This window comes from Paenirhodobacter sp. YD-8 (genome assembly GCF_056590935.1).
Genome location: NZ_CM152649.1, coordinates 1,917,917 through 1,936,426 on the forward strand (window position 1 = coordinate 1,917,917; position 18,510 = coordinate 1,936,426).

At 67.7% G+C, this 18,510-nt stretch carries 17 protein-coding genes; 2 read left to right on the forward strand and 15 right to left on the reverse strand.

The window, feature by feature from the left end; translation table 11 throughout:
* Nucleotides 1–53: 53 nt before the first annotated feature.
* Together AC0QTQ_RS09325 and AC0QTQ_RS09330 are read right to left on the reverse strand one after the other, a co-directional pair.
* Complete coding sequence (locus AC0QTQ_RS09325) at nucleotides 54–968, reverse strand: pseudouridine-5'-phosphate glycosidase (protein WP_121532223.1); 915 nt, start codon at nucleotides 966–968, stop codon at nucleotides 54–56.
* Nucleotides 965–1,861 (reverse strand): PfkB family carbohydrate kinase, encoded by an 897-nt coding sequence (locus tag AC0QTQ_RS09330; protein ID WP_480256346.1) that lies wholly within the window; start codon nucleotides 1,859–1,861, stop codon nucleotides 965–967. Before AC0QTQ_RS09330 ends, AC0QTQ_RS09325 begins: the two co-directional genes overlap by 4 nt.
* 294 nt (nucleotides 1,862–2,155) lie before the next feature.
* Between AC0QTQ_RS09330 and rpsB the strand changes: the two genes are divergently transcribed.
* Complete coding sequence (gene rpsB / locus AC0QTQ_RS09335) at nucleotides 2,156–2,911, forward strand: 30S ribosomal protein S2 (protein ID WP_121532227.1); 756 nt, start codon at nucleotides 2,156–2,158, stop codon at nucleotides 2,909–2,911.
* 111 nt (nucleotides 2,912–3,022) lie between these two features.
* On the forward strand, nucleotides 3,023–3,922 hold the full coding sequence (gene tsf, locus AC0QTQ_RS09340) for a translation elongation factor Ts (RefSeq protein WP_480256347.1): 900 nt from the start codon (nucleotides 3,023–3,025) through the stop codon (nucleotides 3,920–3,922).
* Nucleotides 3,923–4,238: 316 nt separating this feature from the next.
* On the opposite strand, the gene AC0QTQ_RS09345 is transcribed toward tsf, so the two are convergent.
* From AC0QTQ_RS09345 to AC0QTQ_RS09405, 13 genes are all read right to left on the reverse strand, one after another.
* Nucleotides 4,239–4,973, reverse strand: a complete 735-nt coding sequence (locus tag AC0QTQ_RS09345; protein WP_480256348.1) for a helix-turn-helix transcriptional regulator — start codon at nucleotides 4,971–4,973, stop codon at nucleotides 4,239–4,241.
* Nucleotides 4,974–5,173: 200 nt separating this feature from the next.
* Nucleotides 5,174–6,925, reverse strand: a complete 1,752-nt coding sequence (locus AC0QTQ_RS09350; protein ID WP_480256349.1) for a SulP family inorganic anion transporter — start codon at nucleotides 6,923–6,925, stop codon at nucleotides 5,174–5,176.
* Nucleotides 6,926–6,945: 20 nt separating this feature from the next.
* The gene (locus AC0QTQ_RS09355) at nucleotides 6,946–7,374 is read right to left on the reverse strand and encodes a TIGR01244 family sulfur transferase (protein WP_480256350.1); all 429 of its coding nucleotides are present in this window, start codon (nucleotides 7,372–7,374) and stop codon (nucleotides 6,946–6,948) included.
* 34 nt (nucleotides 7,375–7,408) lie between these two features.
* A complete protein-coding gene (locus tag AC0QTQ_RS09360) occupies nucleotides 7,409–8,275 on the reverse strand; it encodes an MBL fold metallo-hydrolase (RefSeq protein WP_121532531.1) in 867 nt (288 codons plus the stop codon).
* A 70-nt stretch (nucleotides 8,276–8,345) separates the two neighbouring features.
* Nucleotides 8,346–9,026, reverse strand: coding sequence for a phosphoglycolate phosphatase (gph, locus tag AC0QTQ_RS09365; RefSeq protein WP_480256351.1), 681 nt, complete (start codon nucleotides 9,024–9,026; stop codon nucleotides 8,346–8,348).
* The gene (locus AC0QTQ_RS09370) at nucleotides 9,026–9,580 is read right to left on the reverse strand and encodes a thioredoxin family protein (RefSeq protein WP_480256352.1); all 555 of its coding nucleotides are present in this window, start codon (nucleotides 9,578–9,580) and stop codon (nucleotides 9,026–9,028) included. Before AC0QTQ_RS09370 ends, gph begins: the two co-directional genes overlap by 1 nt.
* 141 nt (nucleotides 9,581–9,721) lie before the next feature.
* On the reverse strand, nucleotides 9,722–10,414 hold the full coding sequence (rpe, locus tag AC0QTQ_RS09375; RefSeq protein WP_121532239.1) for a ribulose-phosphate 3-epimerase: 693 nt from the start codon (nucleotides 10,412–10,414) through the stop codon (nucleotides 9,722–9,724).
* A gap of 150 nt (nucleotides 10,415–10,564) precedes the next feature.
* Nucleotides 10,565–11,551, reverse strand: coding sequence for a class 1 fructose-bisphosphatase (locus tag AC0QTQ_RS09380; RefSeq protein WP_480256353.1), 987 nt, complete (start codon nucleotides 11,549–11,551; stop codon nucleotides 10,565–10,567).
* 216 nt (nucleotides 11,552–11,767) lie between these two features.
* On the reverse strand, nucleotides 11,768–14,005 hold the full coding sequence (locus tag AC0QTQ_RS09385) for a hybrid sensor histidine kinase/response regulator (protein WP_480256354.1): 2,238 nt from the start codon (nucleotides 14,003–14,005) through the stop codon (nucleotides 11,768–11,770).
* Nucleotides 14,002–15,174: an FIST N-terminal domain-containing protein gene (locus AC0QTQ_RS09390; RefSeq protein WP_480256355.1), complete on the reverse strand. Its 1,173-nt coding sequence runs from the start codon at nucleotides 15,172–15,174 to the stop codon at nucleotides 14,002–14,004. The genes AC0QTQ_RS09385 and AC0QTQ_RS09390 overlap by 4 nt, the downstream gene beginning before the upstream one ends.
* Nucleotides 15,175–15,194: 20 nt before the next feature.
* A complete protein-coding gene (locus AC0QTQ_RS09395) occupies nucleotides 15,195–15,905 on the reverse strand; it encodes a response regulator (RefSeq protein ID WP_480256356.1) in 711 nt (236 codons plus the stop codon).
* Between the two features lie 156 nt (nucleotides 15,906–16,061).
* Entirely contained in the window at nucleotides 16,062–17,831 is a 1,770-nt protein-coding gene (locus AC0QTQ_RS09400) for a PQQ-dependent methanol/ethanol family dehydrogenase (RefSeq protein WP_480256357.1), read from the reverse strand.
* 205 nt (nucleotides 17,832–18,036) lie between these two features.
* On the reverse strand, nucleotides 18,037–18,432 hold the full coding sequence (locus AC0QTQ_RS09405) for a c-type cytochrome (protein WP_121532248.1): 396 nt from the start codon (nucleotides 18,430–18,432) through the stop codon (nucleotides 18,037–18,039).
* Between the last annotated feature and the right edge of the window lie 78 nt (nucleotides 18,433–18,510).

Genomic DNA, 18,510 nt, shown 5'->3' on the forward strand with positions numbered 1-18,510 from the left:
TCGGGGGTTTTGCCGATACCTAGGCGCGCACCGCAGCCGCCGCAATGGGGGCGCTAACGGAGCGCCACAATTTCCCGTGCGATGGCACTCGCAAGCCGCGCATTGTTCAGAACGAGGGCAATATTCGACTCGAGCGAGCGGCCATCGGTCAGCTCGAAGATGCGCTGCAGCAGGAAGGGCGTGACCGCCTTCGCGGCGACATGCTGCGCCTCGGCCTCGGCCAGCGCGGCCTCGATCACTGGCACGATCACCTCGCGCGCGATCTCGGCCTCGGGCGGGATCGGGTTGGCGACCAGCGCGCCGCCCGCAAGGCCGAGCCGGCCGCGCATCAGATGTGCCGCGGCGATCTCGGCCGCGGTGTCGGCACGCAGCGGCGCCTTCAGCCCCGAGCTGCGCGACCAGAACGCCGGGAAGTCGTCCTGGCCATAGGCGATCACCGGCACGCCGTTCGTTTCCAGAACTTCCAGGGTTTTCGGAAGATCCAGAATTGCCTTGGCGCCGGCGGCGACCACGATGACCGGGCTCAGCCCGAGTTCGGCCAGATCGGCCGAGATGTCAAAGCTCGTCTCGGCGCCGCGGTGCACGCCGCCGATGCCGCCGGTGGCAAAGACCGAAATCCCGGCCAGCGCCGCGCAGATCATCGTTGCCGCGACGGTGGTGGCGCCGGTCGCGTTCGCGGCAAGGCAGACGGCCAGATCGGCGCGGCTGACCTTCATCACCCCGGTCGCCTGCGCCAGCCGGTCAAGCTCGGCATCCGTGAGCCCGATATGGATATGCCCGCCCATCACCGCGATCGTCGCGGGCGTGGCGCCATGGGCGCGGATCTCGGCCTCGACCCGGCGCGCGGTCTCGACATTCTGCGGGAAGGGCATCCCATGGGTGATGATCGTCGATTCAAGCGCGACGACGGGCCGGCCGGCATCGAGCGCGGCGCGGACCTCGGGGGCGAAGGTGAGGGGGGCGGTCATGTGGCGATGTCTCCCGAAACATAGCGCGCGGCGGCCTCGAGGGCGCGGGCAAGCGCCTCCTCGCGGCCAAGCCCGGCGCGTTCTGCCACCAGGTGGGCGGCCATGAAGGTGTCGCCCGCGCCGGTGACGCGGGTGACGAGAACGGTGGGCGGGGCGCGGCAGATCACTGCGGCGCCGCGCGTGCCATCGGCGGCGGCCCGGCCGCCGTCGGTCACGAGGACATGGGCGGCACCGCGGGCAAGCAGCCCCTCGGCCGCGGCCGTGGCATCGGGGAAGTCGGTCCCGCACAGGATGCCGGCCTCCTCGAGATTCACGTAAAGCGTCGCGCCCGGATGGGCGAGAAGCGGGGTCAGGCGGGCGGCCTTGCCCGGGCTTGCCGGCGCAACGCGCAGATCGGCCCGGGCGAAGAGCGGCGAGCGCGCGATCTCGGCCAGCAGCGCCTCGGTCAGGTTGCCGTCCAGCGCGACGGGCCCGTCCCAGGGCGCGTGCGCGCCGCCAAGCCGGCCGTCCGCCAGCGGGCGCAGGATCTTGTCCCCCGCCGCCTCAAGCGAATGGGCATCCGCCACTGCGGCCACCAGCCCGTTCGCCCCCTCGATCGCCATGTAGCGGTCGGTGGGCAGGTCGTCCGAGCGGTAGAGAAAGCGGCAGTCGATGCCGTGCAGCTCGGCCGTGCCGATCAGTTCGGTGCCCTGCGGGTCGCGCCCGATCGCGGTCAGGATCGCCGGGCGCAGGCCGAAGCGGGTGAGGGTCATCGCGATGTTCATCGCGACACCCCCCGGCAGGCGGATGATCCGCCCGGGCACATCGGCGCCCGCACGCATGTGGACCGGCGCACGGCCGATGATGTCCCACAATACGGAGCCGATGCAGAGGATGTCTGGTGTCTTGTCCATGGCTCTTGGTGCCCTGACGGGGCGCGCGACGCAAGAGGCAGAGGGGAGTGCTGCCCCCCTGTCCTGCGGGCTCCCCCAGGCGTATTTCGGCCAGGAAAGGCGGGGACGGGCGTTTTCGTGGCGAAAATACTCCCGCCGGAGGCATCCGCCGCTTGCCAGCCGGGAGATGGGCGGTTATACGGCGCGCACTTCACAGGCGGAGGCGGGCTTTCGGGGGAGACATCCCTGACAGTCCACCGGTTGGGAGAGATCCCTGATCCTCCGCCAAGGCGCAAACCGGAAAGGAAATGGAACATGGCGCTTCCCGATTTCTCGATGCGTCAGCTGCTCGAAGCTGGCGTTCACTATGGCCACCAGACGCAACGCTGGAACCCCCGCATGGGCGAGTTCATCTATGGCGAGCGCAATGGCATCCACATCATCGACCTGACCCAGACCGTTCCGATGCTGGACGCGGCGCTGCAGGTGGTGCGTGACACCGTCGCCAAGGGCGGCCGTGTGCTCTTCGTCGGCACCAAGCGTCAGGCCTCGAAGGCCGTCGCCGAAGCCGCCGAGAAATGCGCGCAGTACTACATGAACCACCGCTGGCTCGGTGGCACGCTGACCAACTGGAAGACCGTCTCCCAGTCGATCCAGCGCCTGAAGAACATCGACGAGGTTCTCGCCTCGGGCGCCGAAGGGCTGACCAAGAAGGAACGCCTGCACATGGAACGCGAGCAGACGAAGCTTCAGGCTTCGCTCGGCGGCATCCGTGAAATGGGCGGCCTGCCGGATCTGCTCTTCGTCATCGACGTGTCGAAGGAAGACCTCGCCATCCTCGAAGCGCAGAAGCTGGGCATCCCGGTCGTGGCCGTGGTCGACACCAACTGCTCGCCGAAGGGCGTGGATTACGTGATCCCGGGCAACGATGACGCCGCGCGCGCCATCTCGCTCTACTGCGACCTCGTCTCGCGCGCTGCCCTCGACGGCATGACCGCGCAGATGGGCGCCGCCGGCGTCGACCTCGGTGCTCTCGAAGAGGCGCCGGTCGAGGAAGAAGTCGAGGCCTGAGGCCTCACCCGACGGGGCCGGCGATGACGCCTGGCCCCGTCATGTCATTCCGCTGACATGACGGCGTGGTTCAACCGCGCCGAGATTCCAAAAGATTTCGAGGAGGCCGAGATGGCGATCACCGCTGCGATGGTGAAGGAACTGCGCGAGACCACCGGCGCAGGCATGATGGACGCGAAGAAGGCGCTGACCGAGACCGACGGCGACATGGAAGCCGCGATCGACTGGCTGCGCACCAAGGGCCTGGCGAAGGCCGCGAAGAAGGCTGACCGCGTTGCGGCCGAGGGCCTCGTCGGCGTCGCCGTCGACGGCGGCAAGGGCGTTGCGGTCGAGCTGAACTCGGAAACCGACTTCGTCGCCAAGAACGCCGACTTCCAGAAGCTCGTCTCGGACATCGCGACCGCCGCGCTGACCGCTGCCGACATCGAGGGCCTGAAGGTCGCCGAAGTGAACGGCAAGCCGGTTTCGGAAGCGATCAACGGCGCCATCGCCGTGATCGGCGAGAACATGACCCTGCGCCGCATGGCCTCGGTCGAGGGTGACGTCGTCGTCTCCTACGTGCACAACGCCGCCGCTCCCGGCATGGGCAAGATCGGCGTTCTCGTGGCGCTGAAGGGCTCGGACAACGGCATCGGCAAGCAGATCGCGATGCACATCGCCGCGACCGCGCCGGCCTCGCTCGACGAAGCCTCGCTCGATCCGGCCGTGCTGCAGCGCGAGCTGGAAGTGCAGACCGCCAAGGCGCTCGAGGAGAACGCGACCTCGGCCAAGCCGAAGCCCGAGCAGGTGATCCACAACAACATCATCCCGGGCCGGATGAAGAAATTCCTGGAAGAGAACACCCTTCTCAACCAGAAGTTCGTCATCAACCCGGACCTGACCGTGGCGCAGGCCGCCAAGGAAGCCGGTGTCGAGATCGTCGCCTACGAGCGCATCGCCGTCGGCGAAGGCATCGAGAAGAAGGAAGAGGATTTCGCTGCCGAGGTCGCCAAGACCATGGCCGGCGCCTGATCCGACCTTTTCGCGAAAGCGATGCAGCGCCGTCCCTTTGGGGGCGGCGTTTGCCATTTCAGGGGTGAAATCCCCGCCTTTTCAGCGCATTGCAATTCGCGCAGCGCGGAATGCGCAGGTTGGGCGGGGCGTCGATGGCAAAATAAAACGGCCCGGACGAAGTGAAAATGCACCCGCCCGAGCCGCGACCGGAAAACCGGTTGGAGCCTTCGCCGGCAGTATACCCGGCCCTTGCCCCTGTTCCTGGCCGAAGCCACCACTCACGGAACAGTGACAGAAAACCCGAATGTGCAGATTCACGCCAGTCCGGATTTCCTTACTTAAAGGAAAAATTGTCAGCGTTGCGCCCTGATGACGGGGCGACGCCGTCGATATAGGCCCCGTCAAAGAAGATCTGCCGCTGCAACGACGCCTTGAGCACCGCCTGCGCGGTGGTCTCGACATCGAGCGCCTCGCGGGCAAGCCGCAGGTGCTTTTCCACCGTGGCGATGGTCAGCCCCATCAGCGTGGCGATGTCGGCGGTGGTCTTGCCGTCGGCCACCCATTCCAGCACCTCGCGCTGGCGCCGGGTCAGCGCGCGATGCGCGGTGATGAAGGGCATGGTCGAGATCCGGAGATGGGTGATCGAGTTCACCACCATCAGCTCGCGGCCGTGGCGCTCCCAGATCTCGTCGACATCGCTTTGCCGCAACCCGCGCTCGGCACACAGGCCGATGCCGCCGCGCGCCCGGCTCGAACCGTCGATGAAGGAAATCGAATAGCCCGCGCGCACCCCGTGCCGGTGGTTGACGTCAAGCACATGCTGTTCCTGCGGGGTGAGCAGGCCGGCGCGGACGCGCTCCTCGACCCAGCTCCAGGAACAGGCGCCGACATTCTCGGCGGTCCAGCGCACCATCGGTGCATGCATGAACAGCCCGCCGCGCAGGAATTCATTCAGGTAGGGCTCGTCGTGGTTCGACAGGATCAGCGCGTCTTCCAGCCGCCCCAGCCCGGCGCCGGTCCGGAACGGGGTGAAGGCATAGATCAGCCGGTCGAAACCGTAGCTTGACATGAGCTCGCAATGAAGCTCCCAGATCTGCTCAATATCTTGAAGAGAAAGAAGTTTTTCGAGATGATGGATCATCTGTTTCCCAATTCGCGGGACTCGCGACGCCATGAAGGCAGCGCTTGTCGCATCCGCGATACTGGCATGAGGCAAGGCCGCGGCGCAAGCCTTGTTGCGCCCGGCGAAACAGTCGGTCTTGGTGCGGCTCAGCGCGCTGTTTCGCAGCGCGGCTGTGCCAGCGTCTCGCGGGTGAGCGCCGGGGCAAGCGTGCTCATCGCGTCGAATTGGGTCAGGAAAACCTGACCGCCAAGCGCACCGAGCAGGCCCGAGCGCAGCAGCCGGTCCATCACCGGGCCCTTGACCTCGCTCAGGTGCAGGCAGACGCCCGCATCCTTCAGCCGTGCGTTCACCTCCTCGAGCGCCTCGAGGGCCGAGGCGTCGATCGCGTTGATCGCGGGGCAGTTCAGAACGAGGTGGCGCACCTCGGGGTCGGCCGCGACGGCATCATAGATCATGTCCTCGAGGAAGCGGGCATTGGCGAACCACAGGCTTTCGTCGATGCGGATCGAGAGCACGTCGGGCGCGAGAATGACGCGGTGGCGGCGGACATTGCGGAAATGCTCGGTCCCCGGAACCTGGCCGATCACCGCGTAATGCGGCCGAGACGAGCGCCAAAGATGCAACCCGATCGACAGGGCGACGCCGGTGGCGATGCCGGTCTCGACCCCCTCGATCAGGGTGACGACGATCGTTGCGAACATCGCGATGCCGTCGCTGCGGCTGTAGCGCCAGACCCGGCCAAGGGCGCGCAGGTCGATCAGAGAGGCCAGCGCGACGAAGATCGTGGCGGCGAGCGTCGCCTGCGGCAGGTGATAGAGGGCCGGGGTCAGCAGCAGCGTGGCAAGCGCCATGCCGAGGGCGGTGAAGGCACCCGCCGCCGGGGTGGCGGCGCCGGCGTCGAAATTCACCACCGAGCGGGCAAAGCCGCCCGAGATCGGCATGCCGCCCGAGAAGGCCGAGGCGAGGTTGATGCCGCCTTGCGCGATCAGCTCCTGATCCGGGTCGATGCGCTGGCGCCGTTTCGCGGCGAGGGTCTGGGCGACCGAGATCGTCTCGACATAGCCGATGATGGTGATGAGCAGTGCGGGCAGCGCAAGCTCGCGCCAGAGGCCGGGGTCGAGCGGCGGCAGCGCGAGGCCGGGCAGGCCCTGTGGCACATGGCCGACGACGGCAAGGCCATGGCGCTCGAGGTCAAGCGCCCAGGTGGCCGCGGTGCTGCCGGCGACGGCGACCAGCGGGGCCGCGCGCGCGAGCACACCGGCAAGCCGCGGGGGCAGGCCGCGCGCCTCAAGGAATGGCTTCAAGTGTTTGCGTGCCCAATACAAAAAGCCAAGCACCAGCACCGAGACCAGCACCGTCACCGGCTTGATCCCGGGAAGGTTCTCGACCAGGCCCAGAAGCATCGGCGGCAGCGTCTTGCCCTCGACCCCAACGCCGAGGAAATGCTTGATCTGCCCCGCGGCGATCAGGATGCCGGTGGCCGAGATGAAGCCCGAGATCACCGGATGGCTGAGGAAGGCGGCGATGAAGCCAAGCCGCAACAGCCCCATGGCGACGAAGATCAGCCCGGAGAGGAAGGCAAGCTCCACCGCTGCGCCCAGATATTCGGGGGTGCCGCGGGCGGCAAGCCCGCCGACGGCGGTCGCGGTCATCAGCGAGATGATGGCGACGGGCCCCACGGCAAGCGTGCGCGAGGTGCCGAGAAGCGTATAGGCGAGAAGCGGCGCGATCGAGGCATAAAGCCCGACCTGCGCCGGCAGACCCGCCAGCAGCGCATAGGCCAGCGCCTGCGGGATCAGCATGATGGTGACGATCAGCGCCGCCACCAGATCTGCCTCGAACGTCGCGCGGCCGTAGTCGCGCCCCCATGTCAGGATCGGAAAATATCTTTTCAGCATGGGGGCTTGCGGCTCATTCTTTAGCGCCTTTCAGCGTGCATCCGAAGCAGGGGCACAAGCCCCGTGTGGTCATAGCCGGCCTCGGCAGCAAGCGTGACGATCTCGTCCACGGGGCGCGTGCCCGCCTGCGACATCGCCCACAGATGCGACGAGCGCGTGCCCGAGCGGCACCAGGCCAGAACCGGCGTCTCGATCGCTTCCATCGCCGCCTCGAACTCGGCGACCAGATCGGGCGTCATCGCGCCCGGGTAATAGGGCAGGTAGTGGAAGGCGAGCCCATGCTCGGCCGCCGCCGCCGCCATCGCCGCGCTGTCGAGCTCGTCGCCGGCCTCCTCGTCGGGGCGGTTGTCGATCAGCGTGCGGAATCCCATCCGCGCCGCCTCGGCGACATCCTCGAGGGTGATCTGCGGCGCCACCGCGAATTCCGGTGTGATCTGCCGAACGTCCATCTGTCTCTCCTGCTCGACCGGAGTGCCGGCCGGGTCAGAGCCCGTTCACCGGCACCTTCAGATAGGTCCTGCCGTCATCCTCTGGGGGCGGCATCTGACCGGCGCGCATGTTTACCTGCAAAGACGGGATGATCAAGCGCGGCATCGACAGGGTGGCGTCCCGCGCCTCGCGCATCTTGACGAAATCCTCGCGCGAGGTGCCGCCGCCGATGTGGACGTTGCGCGCCTTCTCCTCGGCGACCGTCGTTTCCCAGGCATAGCTGTCGCGGCCCGGCGCCTTGTAGTCATGGGCGACGAAGATCCGCGTCGCGTCGGGCAGGGTCAGGATCTTCTGGATCGAGGCATAGAGCGCATCGGCCGATCCGCCCGGAAAGTCGCAGCGTGCCGTGCCGTAATCGGGCATGAACAGTGTGTCGCCGACAAAGGCCGCATCGCCGATGACATAAGTCAGGCAGGCGGGCGTGTGGCCCGGGGTGTGCAGCACATGGCCCTCGAGCGCGCCGATGGCGAAGCGGTCGCCCTCGACGAAGAGCTTGTCGAATTGCGAGCCGTCGCGCTGGAACTCGGTGCCTTCGTTGAAGATCTTGCCGAAGGTGTTCTGCACCACGGTGATGCGGTCGCCGATGCCGATCTTGCCGCCAAGGCGTTCCTGGATATAGGGCGCCGCCGACAGGTGATCGGCGTGGACATGGGTTTCGAGGATCCAGTCGACGCGCAGCCCCTCGGCGCGGATCCAGTCGATCACCGCATCGGCCGAGCGGGTGTCGGTGCGGCCCGAGGCGTAATCGAAGTCGAGCACGGAATCGATCACCGCGCAGGCGTCGCCGCCGGGATCGCGCACCACGAAGGTGGCGGTGTTCGTGGCCTCGTCGAAGAAGGCCCTCACCACTGGGGTCGCCATGTCGCTCATCGCATCCTCCTGATTTCGCCAGATATAGGCAGTTCCAGACATATCGCAAGCGTTGAATGTATCAGGGCGACGCCGGGTCAACCTGCCAGGGCCAATGCGCAACGATGCCGGGCAGCATGGCGAAGTCGGAAAAGGCGATGGCATGGGGCAGGGCGCTGACCGGGGCCTTGCGATAGCCCTCGGTGAACAGCAGGAAGGGCAGGCCCGCGCGCTGCGCGGTCTCGGCATCGACCTCGCTGTCACCGACATAGAGCGCGCGGCCGCCGCCCAGCATCTGATGCGCCTTCAGGAGCGGCGCGGGGTCTGGCTTGCGCGCGGGCAGGCTGTCGCCGCCGATGATCGTGGCGAAGAGCGGCTCGATCTCGAAATGGCGCAGCACCGCCGAGGTCGGGGCGAGCGGCTTGTTGGTGCAGATCGCCAGCGGATGACCCGCGGCGCGGAACGCGGTCAGCGCCTCGCGCACGCCCGGGAACAGCGCGGTCAGCCCGACGGCGCCGTCATAGCGGGCGATGAAGGCCGTGGTCAGCCGGGCCTGCAGCAGCTCGTCGCCGCCCGCGCCCGAGGCCTCGAGCAGGCAGTGCACCAGATGCGGCACGCCGCGGCCGATGAAGCCGCGCACCTGCATCAGGGTGAGCGGGGCGAAACCGTTCTCGGCCAGCACCTCGTTCGAGGCGGCGTGGATATCGGGCACGGAATCGATCAGTGTGCCGTCGAGGTCGAAGATCAGGGCGGGCAGGGTCATCAGGCGTCCTTCCACTTGATCGAGCAGCCCATCGAGGCGACCTGCTCGGTCGGGCCGTGCCCGGTTGCGGCGACCTGGAGCATCGCCTCGTAAAGCTCGCGCCTGGCGTCCACGGGGCCGGCGGTGCGGCCCGAGGCATCGAGCCGGCCGCGATACTGAAGCTCATCCGCGGCGTTGAACCCGAAGAAGTCCGGTGTGCAGGCCGCGCCGTAAGCCTTTGCCACCTCTTGCGTTTCGTCAAAGAGGTAGGGGAAGGGGAAGGCGCGCTCGCGGGCCAGGCGCGCCATGTTCCCGAAGCTGTCCTCGGGATAGGCCGCGACATCGTTCGCCGAGATCGCGGCGACGCCGATCCCGGCCTCGATCAGCGCCGCGCCGTCGCGCAGGATCCGGTCGAGCACCGATTGCACATAGGGGCAATGGTTGCAGATGAACATGACGAGCGTGCCCTTCGGCCCGCGGATCGTGTCGAGAGACCAGTCGCCGCCGTCCGTGCCGGGCAGGGTGAAGGCGGGCGCCTTCCAGCCGAAATCGCAAACCGGGGGGGTGACCGCCATCCGAACCTCCTGCACTCAAGGACGCCCGCACAGTAGCGCAAGCGGGCCCCGAGGCAAGGCGTTGCGGCCTCAAGGGTGGCAAAAGAAAACCTGCGGCACATCAGACATGTGCCGCAGGTCCTTGAAGAGACTTGTTTTCTCTCAACGGGCGGCTTCTGCCGCGGCGCGGATCGCGCGGATGTTCGCGCCATAGGGGGCCGGGTTCTCGACCGAGCCGCCCTTGAACACCGCCGAGCCGGCGACCAGCACATCGGCGCCCGCGGCGGCCATCAGCGGCGCCGTTTCCGGAGTGATGCCGCCGTCGATCTCGATATGGATCGGGCGGTCGCCGATCATCGCGCGCAGCGTCTTCACCTTGTCGATCTGGCTGTGGATGAACTTCTGCCCGCCAAAGCCCGGGTTCACCGTCATCACGCAGACAAGGTCGATCATGTCGAGCAGATACTCGACGTCATCGAGCCCGCTGCCCGGGTTGATCGCGAGACCGGCCTTGCAGCCCGCGCCGCGGATCGCCTGCAGCGTGCGGTGGATATGCGGGCCGGCCTCGAGATGGGCCGAGATCACATCGGCGCCGGCCTCGGCGAAGGCGTCGATATAGGGATCGACCGGGGAGATCATCAGGTGCACGTCCATCACCGTCTTGATATGCGGCCGGATCGCCTTCACCAGCGGCGGGCCGAAGGTCAGGTTCGGCACGAAATGCCCGTCCATCACGTCGACATGGACCCAGTCGGCACCCTGCGCCTCGATCGCGCGGATCTCCTGTCCGAAGTTGGCGAAATCGGCGGAAAGAATCGACGGCGCGATCTTGATGGAGCGGTCAAAGCTGGTCATGGCATCCTCGGGGCAGGGGGCGCGGACGGTTTTTCCCGTCTGGCCAAGGCGTTCAAGGGTAAAGCTGAAGCGCCGCCCCAGGAGGTGTCCACGGGCGGCGCTCAGGGTCTTGCGGGGCTTTTGCCACGGGAAGGCCCCGCGGCGCAAGTCTCAGGGCATCAGGTGCTCGTCGGGCATCACCGCGGCGGCCTCGGGCGAGTCGTAATAATGCGCGATGCGCTTCACTTTGGGCGCGGTGCCGAAGATGAAGGGCGTGCGCGCATGCAGCCGGTCGGGCGACTGGTCGAGGATCGGATGCACGCCGTCGGTGGCCTTGCCGCCGGCCTGTTCGATCACGAAGGCGATCGGCGCGCATTCGTAGATATGGCGCAGCCGGCCGCGCTCATAGCCCTTGCGGCTGTCGCCCGGATAGAGGAACACGCCGCCGCGGCGCAGGATGCGGTGGGTTTCCGCGACCAGCGAGGCGATCCAGCGCATGTTGAAATTGCGCCCGCGCGGGCCTTCCTCGCCGGCGATCAGGTCGTCGACATAGGCGCGGATCGGCTCCGGCCAGTGCCGCTTGTTCGAGGCGTTGATGGCGAATTCCGAGGTATCCTTGGGGATCGGCGCGAAATCCGGCTGACGCTCGAAGCGGCCGGTGTCGGGATCGAGGATCCAGTGGTGCACGCCGTCGCCGAAGGTCGCGACCAGCGCGCATTGCGGCCCGAAGATCATGTAGCCGCCGGCGATCTGCTCGCGCGCCGGGCGCAGGAAGCTGGCCTCGGGCGTCGCGGCCGCCGGGAAGATCGAGAAGATCGTGCCGATCGAGACGTTGACGTCGATGTTCGACGAACCGTCGAGCGGGTCGACGGCGAGCGCCAGCGTGCCCGGGCCGAGGGTCAGGATCTCGTCTTCTTCCTCCGAGGCGTAGAACGCCACGGCCGAGCCCTTGAGCGCCTCCATGTAGGCGGCGTCGGCCATCACGTCGAGCGCCTTCTGGCCATCGCCGCCGGCATTGGTGCCGCGGGCGGCCGACAGGTCCTGTTCGATGCCGTTGCGGGCGATCAGGCGTTGCAGCCGGGCACCGACGATGCTGAGCCGCTGCATCACATCGGCGAGCTCGGGCGCCAGCGCCAGACCGTCGAGATCGAGTGACATGGAATCCTCCTTGCGCGATAGGTCGCGATCGGCTCCTGATTGCACCCGGCGCGGGAAAGATTCAATCGCCAAGGAATTGAAAACACGGCCTTGGCATCGTTTCGCGGGCAGATCTGCCGGGGACCGGCCAAAACTGGCCCGGATGGCGTTATGAATTTACATAATACCGATTATTGGCTAATTGGACGCGCCACAAAAACGGCCCCTGCGACAGGCTCAGCCGCGTCTTTGGCGCCCGAACAGAACCGCCGACAGTTCCGACGGCGGGATCGGTTTCGCCATGATCTGCGCCCCCATCGCCGTTGCCCGGCGTTGCAGCGCCTCGCTGCGGTCGGCGGTGACGATCCGCGCCGGCACGTCGCCCAGCCGGGCCCGCAGACCGCTCAGGCAGTCGAGCCCGTCGATCCCGTCGCCAAGCTGGAAGTCGATCAGGCAGATGTCCGGCTCGACCCCGGTCGCATCGATCAGGTCGAGCGCCTCTTCACCGCTCGCCACATCCAGCACCGTCACCCCCCATTTCTCCAGGAGCTGCACCATCGCGCCGGCGAGCGCCGCGTCGTTCTCGACCAGCAGCACGAGCAGATCGCGCGTCTCCATGTCGCGCGCCTCGACGGACACCGCCGCCCCCTCGGGCCGCGGCACCGGGCCCGCCACCGGTTGCAGCCCGACGCTGAAGGTCGAGCCGCAGCCCGGTGCCGAGCGCAGGCCGAGCGGATGGCCCAGCACCGCCGCGGCGCGCTCGACGATCGCCAGGCCAAGCCCCATCCCCTCGGAGGCCGAGGCATGGGCGTTCAGCCGGTGGAACTCGCGGAAGATCAGCTCCTGATCCTCCTCGGCGATGCCCGTGCCGCTGTCGCGCACCTCGACGCGCAGCATCGTGCCGCGCCGGCGCGTCAGCACCGCGACGCGGCCGCGCTCGGTGTAGCGGATCGCGTTCGAGATCAGGTTCTGCAGGATCCGCCGCAGATAGGCCCGGTCGGAGATCACCACGGCCTCGGTCGGCCGGATCACCAGCTCGATCCCCTTCAGCGCGGCGATCGGGGTGAATTCGTCGGCGAGCGCGCGAAACATCGGGCCGAGTGCCACCGGTGCCATGTCGACCGCGACCCGGCCCGATTCCAGGCGCGAGATGTCGAGAAGCGCGCCAAGGATGCCCTCGACCGACAGAAGCGCGTTCTGCGCCTTTTCCAGCGTGCCGCGCGCCGTCGGGCTGATCGCGTCATCGCCAAGCGAGGTCAGATAGAGCTTGGCCGCCGAGAGCGGCTGCAACAGGTCGTGGCTGGCGGCCGCGACGAAGCGCGAGCGCGAGGCATTCGCCCGCTCTGCCCGTTCGAGCGCATCCTCGAGTTCGAGCGTGCGCTCGGCCACCCGGGCCTCGAGCGTCTCGTTCGCGCGCTCGAGCGCGGCGAGTGCGGACCGTTCCGCGGTGACATCGGCGAGCGAGATCACGAAGCCGCCGTCGGGCAGCTCCTGCGCGAAGATCTCGTAGATCTGCCCGCCCTCGTGGCGCACCTCCATCTGGAAATGGTCGCGCCGGCGCGCGCGGCGCACCCAGTCGGCCAGCCGATAGGCGCTGAGCCCGTTCGGGAAGATGAACTGGTTGCGCACCTGTTCGAGCAGCGTGTCGAAATGCATCCCCGCGCGCAGCCGGTTGCGCGGCAGCGTCAGGAAATCGGCCATCTTCCCGTTCCAGCCCAGCAGATGCAGCCGCGCGTCGAAGATGCACACGCCGAGGTTCAGGTGTTCGAGCGTGGCGCGCAAGACCGCCGCCTGATCGTCGAGCATCCGCCCCCGCTCGCGCCGCTCGGCGCGGATCAGGTCGGTCACTTCGGTCTGCAAGATCACCGTGCCGCCGTCCTGGGTGCGGTGTTCCGAGACCTGCACCCAGCGGTCCTCGCCCATTCTCTGGGTCAGGATGAAATGGTGCTGCTCGTGGCGCAGCTGGCGCATCTCGATCCAGGTCTCCGGCGTCATGCCGTCGGCCATGCCCAGGTGGCGCGAGCTGGCGGCGGTGCGCAGATAGTCCGAGAAATGCAGCCCCGGCACCAGCTGGTCGCGGATATCGGGCAAGAGCGCATTGAAGCGCGTGTTGCACATGACGAGGATTTCGTTGCTGTCGAAGAGCGCAAAGCCCTCGTGCAGCGTCTCGACCGCGGCGGCGAGGTTCTGCCGCGTCGTCTCGGTCTCGCGATTGGCATCGGCGAGCCGCGCGTTCGAGGCGTTCAGCAGGTCCAGCGCGCGTTCGAGGTCGCGGGTGCGCTCGCGCACCTGTTCCTCCAGCATCGCGGCGCGCTGGAACTGGGCAAAGCCGGCGCCGCGGTCCTCGGTCATCTCCTCGGCATGGCGGATCAGCGCGCCGGCGATGGTCAGCAGCTTTTCGTTCTGCCGCGCCAGACTGTCGGCCGGATCGACCAGCGAGAGCGCCAGATCGGCGTCCATCCCCTGCCCGCTCATCGCCGCTCTCCGGGCGGGAAGAAGGCAAGGCCGGTCATCGTCTGGTTCACATGCATCGCGCCGATCTGTTCGCCATAGGTCGAGAAGCCGGTGACATGGTGCCGCGCGAGCGTTTCCGAGACCGCCCGCACCCGCTGCCGCGCCGTCGCCTCGATCCGGCGGAAGATGCAGTCGAAGCCGAGGATCGCCGAGGGCGCGCCGTCGCGCGCGAGGGCCGCCAGCTCGCGCTCGAGGTGCTCGGCGATGTCGGTGGGTTCGGCCAGCGTCAGCACCAGCCCCTCGGCGATCGCGGCAAAGAAGATCAGCGCGCCGTCGGGCCCGACCGACTGGATCGCGCGCACATGGTGGCGCCCGCCCGCGCGTACCAGCACCGGGTGCGAGGCGAAGACGAAGGGCGACAGCTGTTCGGGCGCTAGGCCCAGCAGGCGCGCATATTCCTGCGCCGCGGGCTCGTCGTTGATCCGGGTGACGACGCGGCGCGCCGGATCGGCGCCGGTCACCACCATCCGCCGCCCGGTGGGCTGCAGGTGATCGAGCGAGAACGGCTGCACCGCGCAGGACGAGCGCACCAGGCTGAGCACCGCGGCATTGCCAAGCACCCTGCCCCGCGCGCAGATCTCGGTGCGGCGGAAGGCACCGCCATCGCCCGCCGAACCGCCGACGATCGGCACCGCGCCAAGCGCGCCCGACAGCTGGGCAACCAGCCGGTCCTCCTCGCCCGAGAGCCCGTCGACCAGCAGCACCGCGAATTCGTGGATCGCCGCGCCCGCGCGCCGGCCCAGCCCCTGACGGGCGCGCAGCACCTCGCCGATCAGCGCCTTCGGGTCGAGCCGGTCGAGGTTCTCGATCAGCAGCATCTCGACCTCGAAGCCCGCCTGCGGCAGCGCGAAGGCCACCACCTGCCCCTCGTCATAGCCCGCCCCGGTCAGCTCGCCCGCCGTGGTGCAACCGCAGACAAGGGCGCGCGGAAAGGTCGCCTCGGCCTCGGCGCAGAGCTGGCCCAGATCGGCGGCGGGGCTGGCGAACAGGAAGACCTGCGCGAAGGGGCCGGGGCCAAGGTCAAAGGCCAGCCGCGCGACCAGGTTCTCGGCCCCGGCGGGGGCCGAGGCGGACACCGGGCACGGCAATGGCCCCGGCGCACCTGCACGGGCGTTCGGTTGTTCAGGCATGGGCTCCTCCCCGGGCCAGCCTAGCGCGACTGCCAGCTTCCGGGCAATGCCCCCGTCGTCTGTGCCTCGCGTGCCAGCAGCACCGCCTGGGTGCGGCTGTAGACGCCGAGCTTGCGCATGATCGCGGTGACATGGGCCTTGACCGTGGTCTCGGCGATCGAGAGGTCATAGGCGATCTGCTTGTTCATCTTGCCGGCGCAGATCTGCTCGAGGATGTTCGCCTGCTGCCGGGTGAGCGCACTGAGCCGGCGGATCGCCTCGTCCTGCGGCGTCATCCCGTTGCCCTCGGCGAGTGTCTCGCCGGTGCTTTCGGGGACGAAAGTCTCGCCCCGCGCGATCGCGGCAAAGGCCGCGCGGAAGAGCTCGCGCTTCGAATGCTTGGGCACGAAGCCCGCCGCGCCCGCGAGGATCGCCGAGCGGATCACCCGCGGCTCGTCGACCGAGGAGACGACGACGATCGGCAGATCGGGCGCCGCCGCGCGCAGGCTCATCAGCCCCTCGAGCCCGTTCACGTCGGGCAGGTTGAGGTCGAGCACGATGACATCGGGGCGCAGCCCCTGCCCCTCGATCCGCTCGAGCGCCACCGACAGCCGGTCGGCCTGGGCGATCTCCTCGATCCCCGCCACCGCCTGCAGCGTCATGCCGAGCGCATCGCAGAACAGCGGATGGTCGTCGACGATCAGGGCCGAGCGGAAATCGCCACGATGTTGGGCCGGCGCGGAATGGGTCATCTTGCGATCCTGTGGTCTTCTTTCCCGATCTTGCGGGCTTGTCTTCACCCTAGCAAGCCCCGCCCGCGCGCCATACTGTCCTTTGGTCGGAGCGCCCGGCACCGGAAAGGGCGCGAGGTTTCCCCCGCGCCCCCCAACCAAGGCCACTCGTGACGATCAGTTCGCCGAGGCGAGCTGCTTCGGCAGCTTGAAGGTCCAGACCATGCCGCCCTGGTTCAGGTAGTTCACCTTCTTCGCGACCTCGCCGCCCCAGAGCGGCACCGCGCCACCCCAGCCCGACATGACCGAGACATATTGCTCGCCATCCTGTTCCCAGGTGATCGGCTGGCCGACGATGCCCGAGCCGGTCTGGAACGACCATAGCTTCTCGCCGGTGTCGGCGTCGAAGGCGATGAACTCGCCCTCGGGGTTGCCGGTGAACACCAGACCACCCGCGGTCGACATCACGCCACCCCAGAGCGGGGCACTGTTCTTGTATTCCCACTTCACCTCGCCGGTGTTCGGGTCCATCGCCTTCAGCGAGCCGATGTAATCCTCGAACAGCGGCTTGATGGTGAAGCCCGCACCCAGATAGGCCGCGCCCTTCTTGTAGCTGATCGGCTCGTTCCAGATGTCCATGCCCCATTCGTTCGAGGGCACGTAGAAGAGGCCGGTCTTCTGGTTGTAGGCCATCGGCATCCAGTTCTTGCCACCGAGGAACGAGGGCACGGCGAAGACCTGCTGGCCCTTGCCGCCTTCGGCGGCGGCATCGGGGGCGCCGGGGCGGTTTTCCTCGTTGTAGATCGGCCGGCCGTTCTCATCGATGCCCTTGGCCCAGTTGATCTCCTTGACGAAGGGATGGGCCGAGACGAACTTGCCGTCCTCGCGGTTCAGAACATAGAAGAAGCCGTTGCGGTCGGCGGTGGCATAGCGCTTGTTGCCGTCCTTGTCGACGAAGCCCACGACCTCGTTCACGCCGTCGAAGTCCCAGCCCTCGCGCGGCGTGGTCTGGAAGTGCCACTTGATCTCGCCGGTCTTCGGGTCGATGCCGACGCGGCTTGCGGCATAGAGGTTGTCGCCCTTGTTGCCCTCGACCGGCGTGCCGGCGTTGCGCAGGTGGCTGTTCCAGGGCGCCGGGTTGCCGGCCCCGAAGATCAGCGTGTCGGTGTCGGCGTCATAGGAGCCGCCCAGCCAGGTCGCGCCGCCGCCGGTCTTCCACATGTCGCCCGGCCAGGTCGCGTTGAGCGTGCCCGTCATGGTGCTTTCCTTGCCCATGTAGGTGCCCATGTGGCCTTCGATCATCGGCCGGGTCCAGACCAGCTCGCCGGTCTCGGCGTCACGCGCCTGCACTTCGCCGACGATGCCGAATTCGCCGCCCGAGTTGCCGGTGACGACGAGCCCGTTCACGATCAGCGGCGCCGCGGTGTAGGAGTAGCCCTCCTTGTAATCGGCGATCTTCTTGTTCCACTTGACCTTGCCGGTCTTCAGGTCGAGCGCGAGGATGCGCGCGTCAAGCGTGCCGAAATAGATGTTGTCGCCGAAGATCGCCGCGCCGCGGTTGATGACGTCGCAGCAGGGCAGGATGCCCTCGGGCAGGCGGGCGTCATATTGCCAGACTTCCTTGCCGGTCTTCAGGTCGATCGCATACATGCGCGAATACGAGCCGGTGATGTACATCATCCCGTCGTAGACGAGCGGCTGGCTTTCCTGGCCGCGCTGCTTCTCGCCACCAAGGCTGAAGGCCCAGGCCGGCACCAGGTTCTTGACGTTGTCCTTGTTCAGGATCTCGAGCGGGCTGTAGCGCTGCAGGTTGCGCCCCATCCCGTTGGTCAGCACGTTCTCGGTGCTTTCCTGATCCTTCAGCAGGTCCTCCTCGGTCACGCCGGCCATGGCCGCCGTGCCGAGACAGGTGATGGCCAGCACCGTGGCCAGAACAAAACGGTTCATCGCAGTCGTCCTCCCGATCTCCCGATCACTCCCTGCCCGCCGGCCGGGCACTGCGCACCGGGAGCGGACTCGGGTTCAAGTATCGGTGAGCGGCGCGAGAGGTATATTGTCCATTGGTCTTACGACCCCCGGACGGGGGGCGGCAGATGCAAAAGGGGGCGCGCGCGGAGGGTCCGCGCACGCCCCTGAGGCCCGGAAATATCCCTTATTTCTTGAGGCTTGCGAGATAGGTGACGATGAAGTCCTGCACCGTCGGATCCTCGATGCCGACATGGCGCATCTTTGTCCCCGGCACGAACTTGTCGTTCGCCTCCATCCAGGCCCGCAGGGCACCCGGCGTCCAGACGAAGCCCGCCTTCTGCAGCGCCTCGGAATAGGGATAGCCCGGGAAGGTGCCGGCGCGGCGGCCGACCACACCGTCAAGCAGCGGGCCATAGCTCTTCTTGTCGGCATCGACCGAGTGGCAGCGATGGCAGGTGCTGTCGAAATAGGCCTTGCCGGCGGCGATCTTCACCGCGTCGGTGGTGTCGGCCGCCGTGGCGGCGCCGCCAAGGGCCGCGAGGCACAGCGCCGCTGCGGCGCCGAAGGCTTTGGGGAACATGCGCTTTCTCCTGTGTCTGAGCTGGGGGAAGGTTAGGTCGGGGAAGCCACCTCCGGGCTTGATGCAGGTCAAACCCGT

Bases quoted from the DNA above. Each gene is read 5' to 3' on its own strand.
- AC0QTQ_RS09325 (WP_121532223.1), bottom strand. From the start codon at position 968: ATGACCGCCCCCCTCACCTTCGCCCCCGAGGTCCGCGCCGCGCTCGAT.
- AC0QTQ_RS09330 (WP_480256346.1), bottom strand. From the start codon at position 1,861: ATGGACAAGACACCAGACATCCTCTGCATCGGCTCCGTATTGTGGGAC.
- rpsB (WP_121532227.1), top strand. From the start codon at position 2,156: ATGGCGCTTCCCGATTTCTCGATGCGTCAGCTGCTCGAAGCTGGCGTT.
- tsf (WP_480256347.1), top strand. From the start codon at position 3,023: ATGGCGATCACCGCTGCGATGGTGAAGGAACTGCGCGAGACCACCGGC.
- AC0QTQ_RS09345 (WP_480256348.1), bottom strand. From the start codon at position 4,973: ATGTCAAGCTACGGTTTCGACCGGCTGATCTATGCCTTCACCCCGTTC.
- AC0QTQ_RS09350 (WP_480256349.1), bottom strand. From the start codon at position 6,925: ATGCTGAAAAGATATTTTCCGATCCTGACATGGGGGCGCGACTACGGC.
- AC0QTQ_RS09355 (WP_480256350.1), bottom strand. From the start codon at position 7,374: ATGGACGTTCGGCAGATCACACCGGAATTCGCGGTGGCGCCGCAGATC.
- AC0QTQ_RS09360 (WP_121532531.1), bottom strand. From the start codon at position 8,275: ATGGCGACCCCAGTGGTGAGGGCCTTCTTCGACGAGGCCACGAACACC.
- gph (WP_480256351.1), bottom strand. From the start codon at position 9,026: ATGACCCTGCCCGCCCTGATCTTCGACCTCGACGGCACACTGATCGAT.
- AC0QTQ_RS09370 (WP_480256352.1), bottom strand. From the start codon at position 9,580: ATGGCGGTCACCCCCCCGGTTTGCGATTTCGGCTGGAAGGCGCCCGCC.
- rpe (WP_121532239.1), bottom strand. From the start codon at position 10,414: ATGACCAGCTTTGACCGCTCCATCAAGATCGCGCCGTCGATTCTTTCC.
- AC0QTQ_RS09380 (WP_480256353.1), bottom strand. From the start codon at position 11,551: ATGTCACTCGATCTCGACGGTCTGGCGCTGGCGCCCGAGCTCGCCGAT.
- AC0QTQ_RS09385 (WP_480256354.1), bottom strand. From the start codon at position 14,005: ATGAGCGGGCAGGGGATGGACGCCGATCTGGCGCTCTCGCTGGTCGAT.
- AC0QTQ_RS09390 (WP_480256355.1), bottom strand. From the start codon at position 15,174: ATGCCTGAACAACCGAACGCCCGTGCAGGTGCGCCGGGGCCATTGCCG.
- AC0QTQ_RS09395 (WP_480256356.1), bottom strand. From the start codon at position 15,905: ATGACCCATTCCGCGCCGGCCCAACATCGTGGCGATTTCCGCTCGGCC.
- AC0QTQ_RS09400 (WP_480256357.1), bottom strand. From the start codon at position 17,831: ATGAACCGTTTTGTTCTGGCCACGGTGCTGGCCATCACCTGTCTCGGC.
- AC0QTQ_RS09405 (WP_121532248.1), bottom strand. From the start codon at position 18,432: ATGTTCCCCAAAGCCTTCGGCGCCGCAGCGGCGCTGTGCCTCGCGGCC.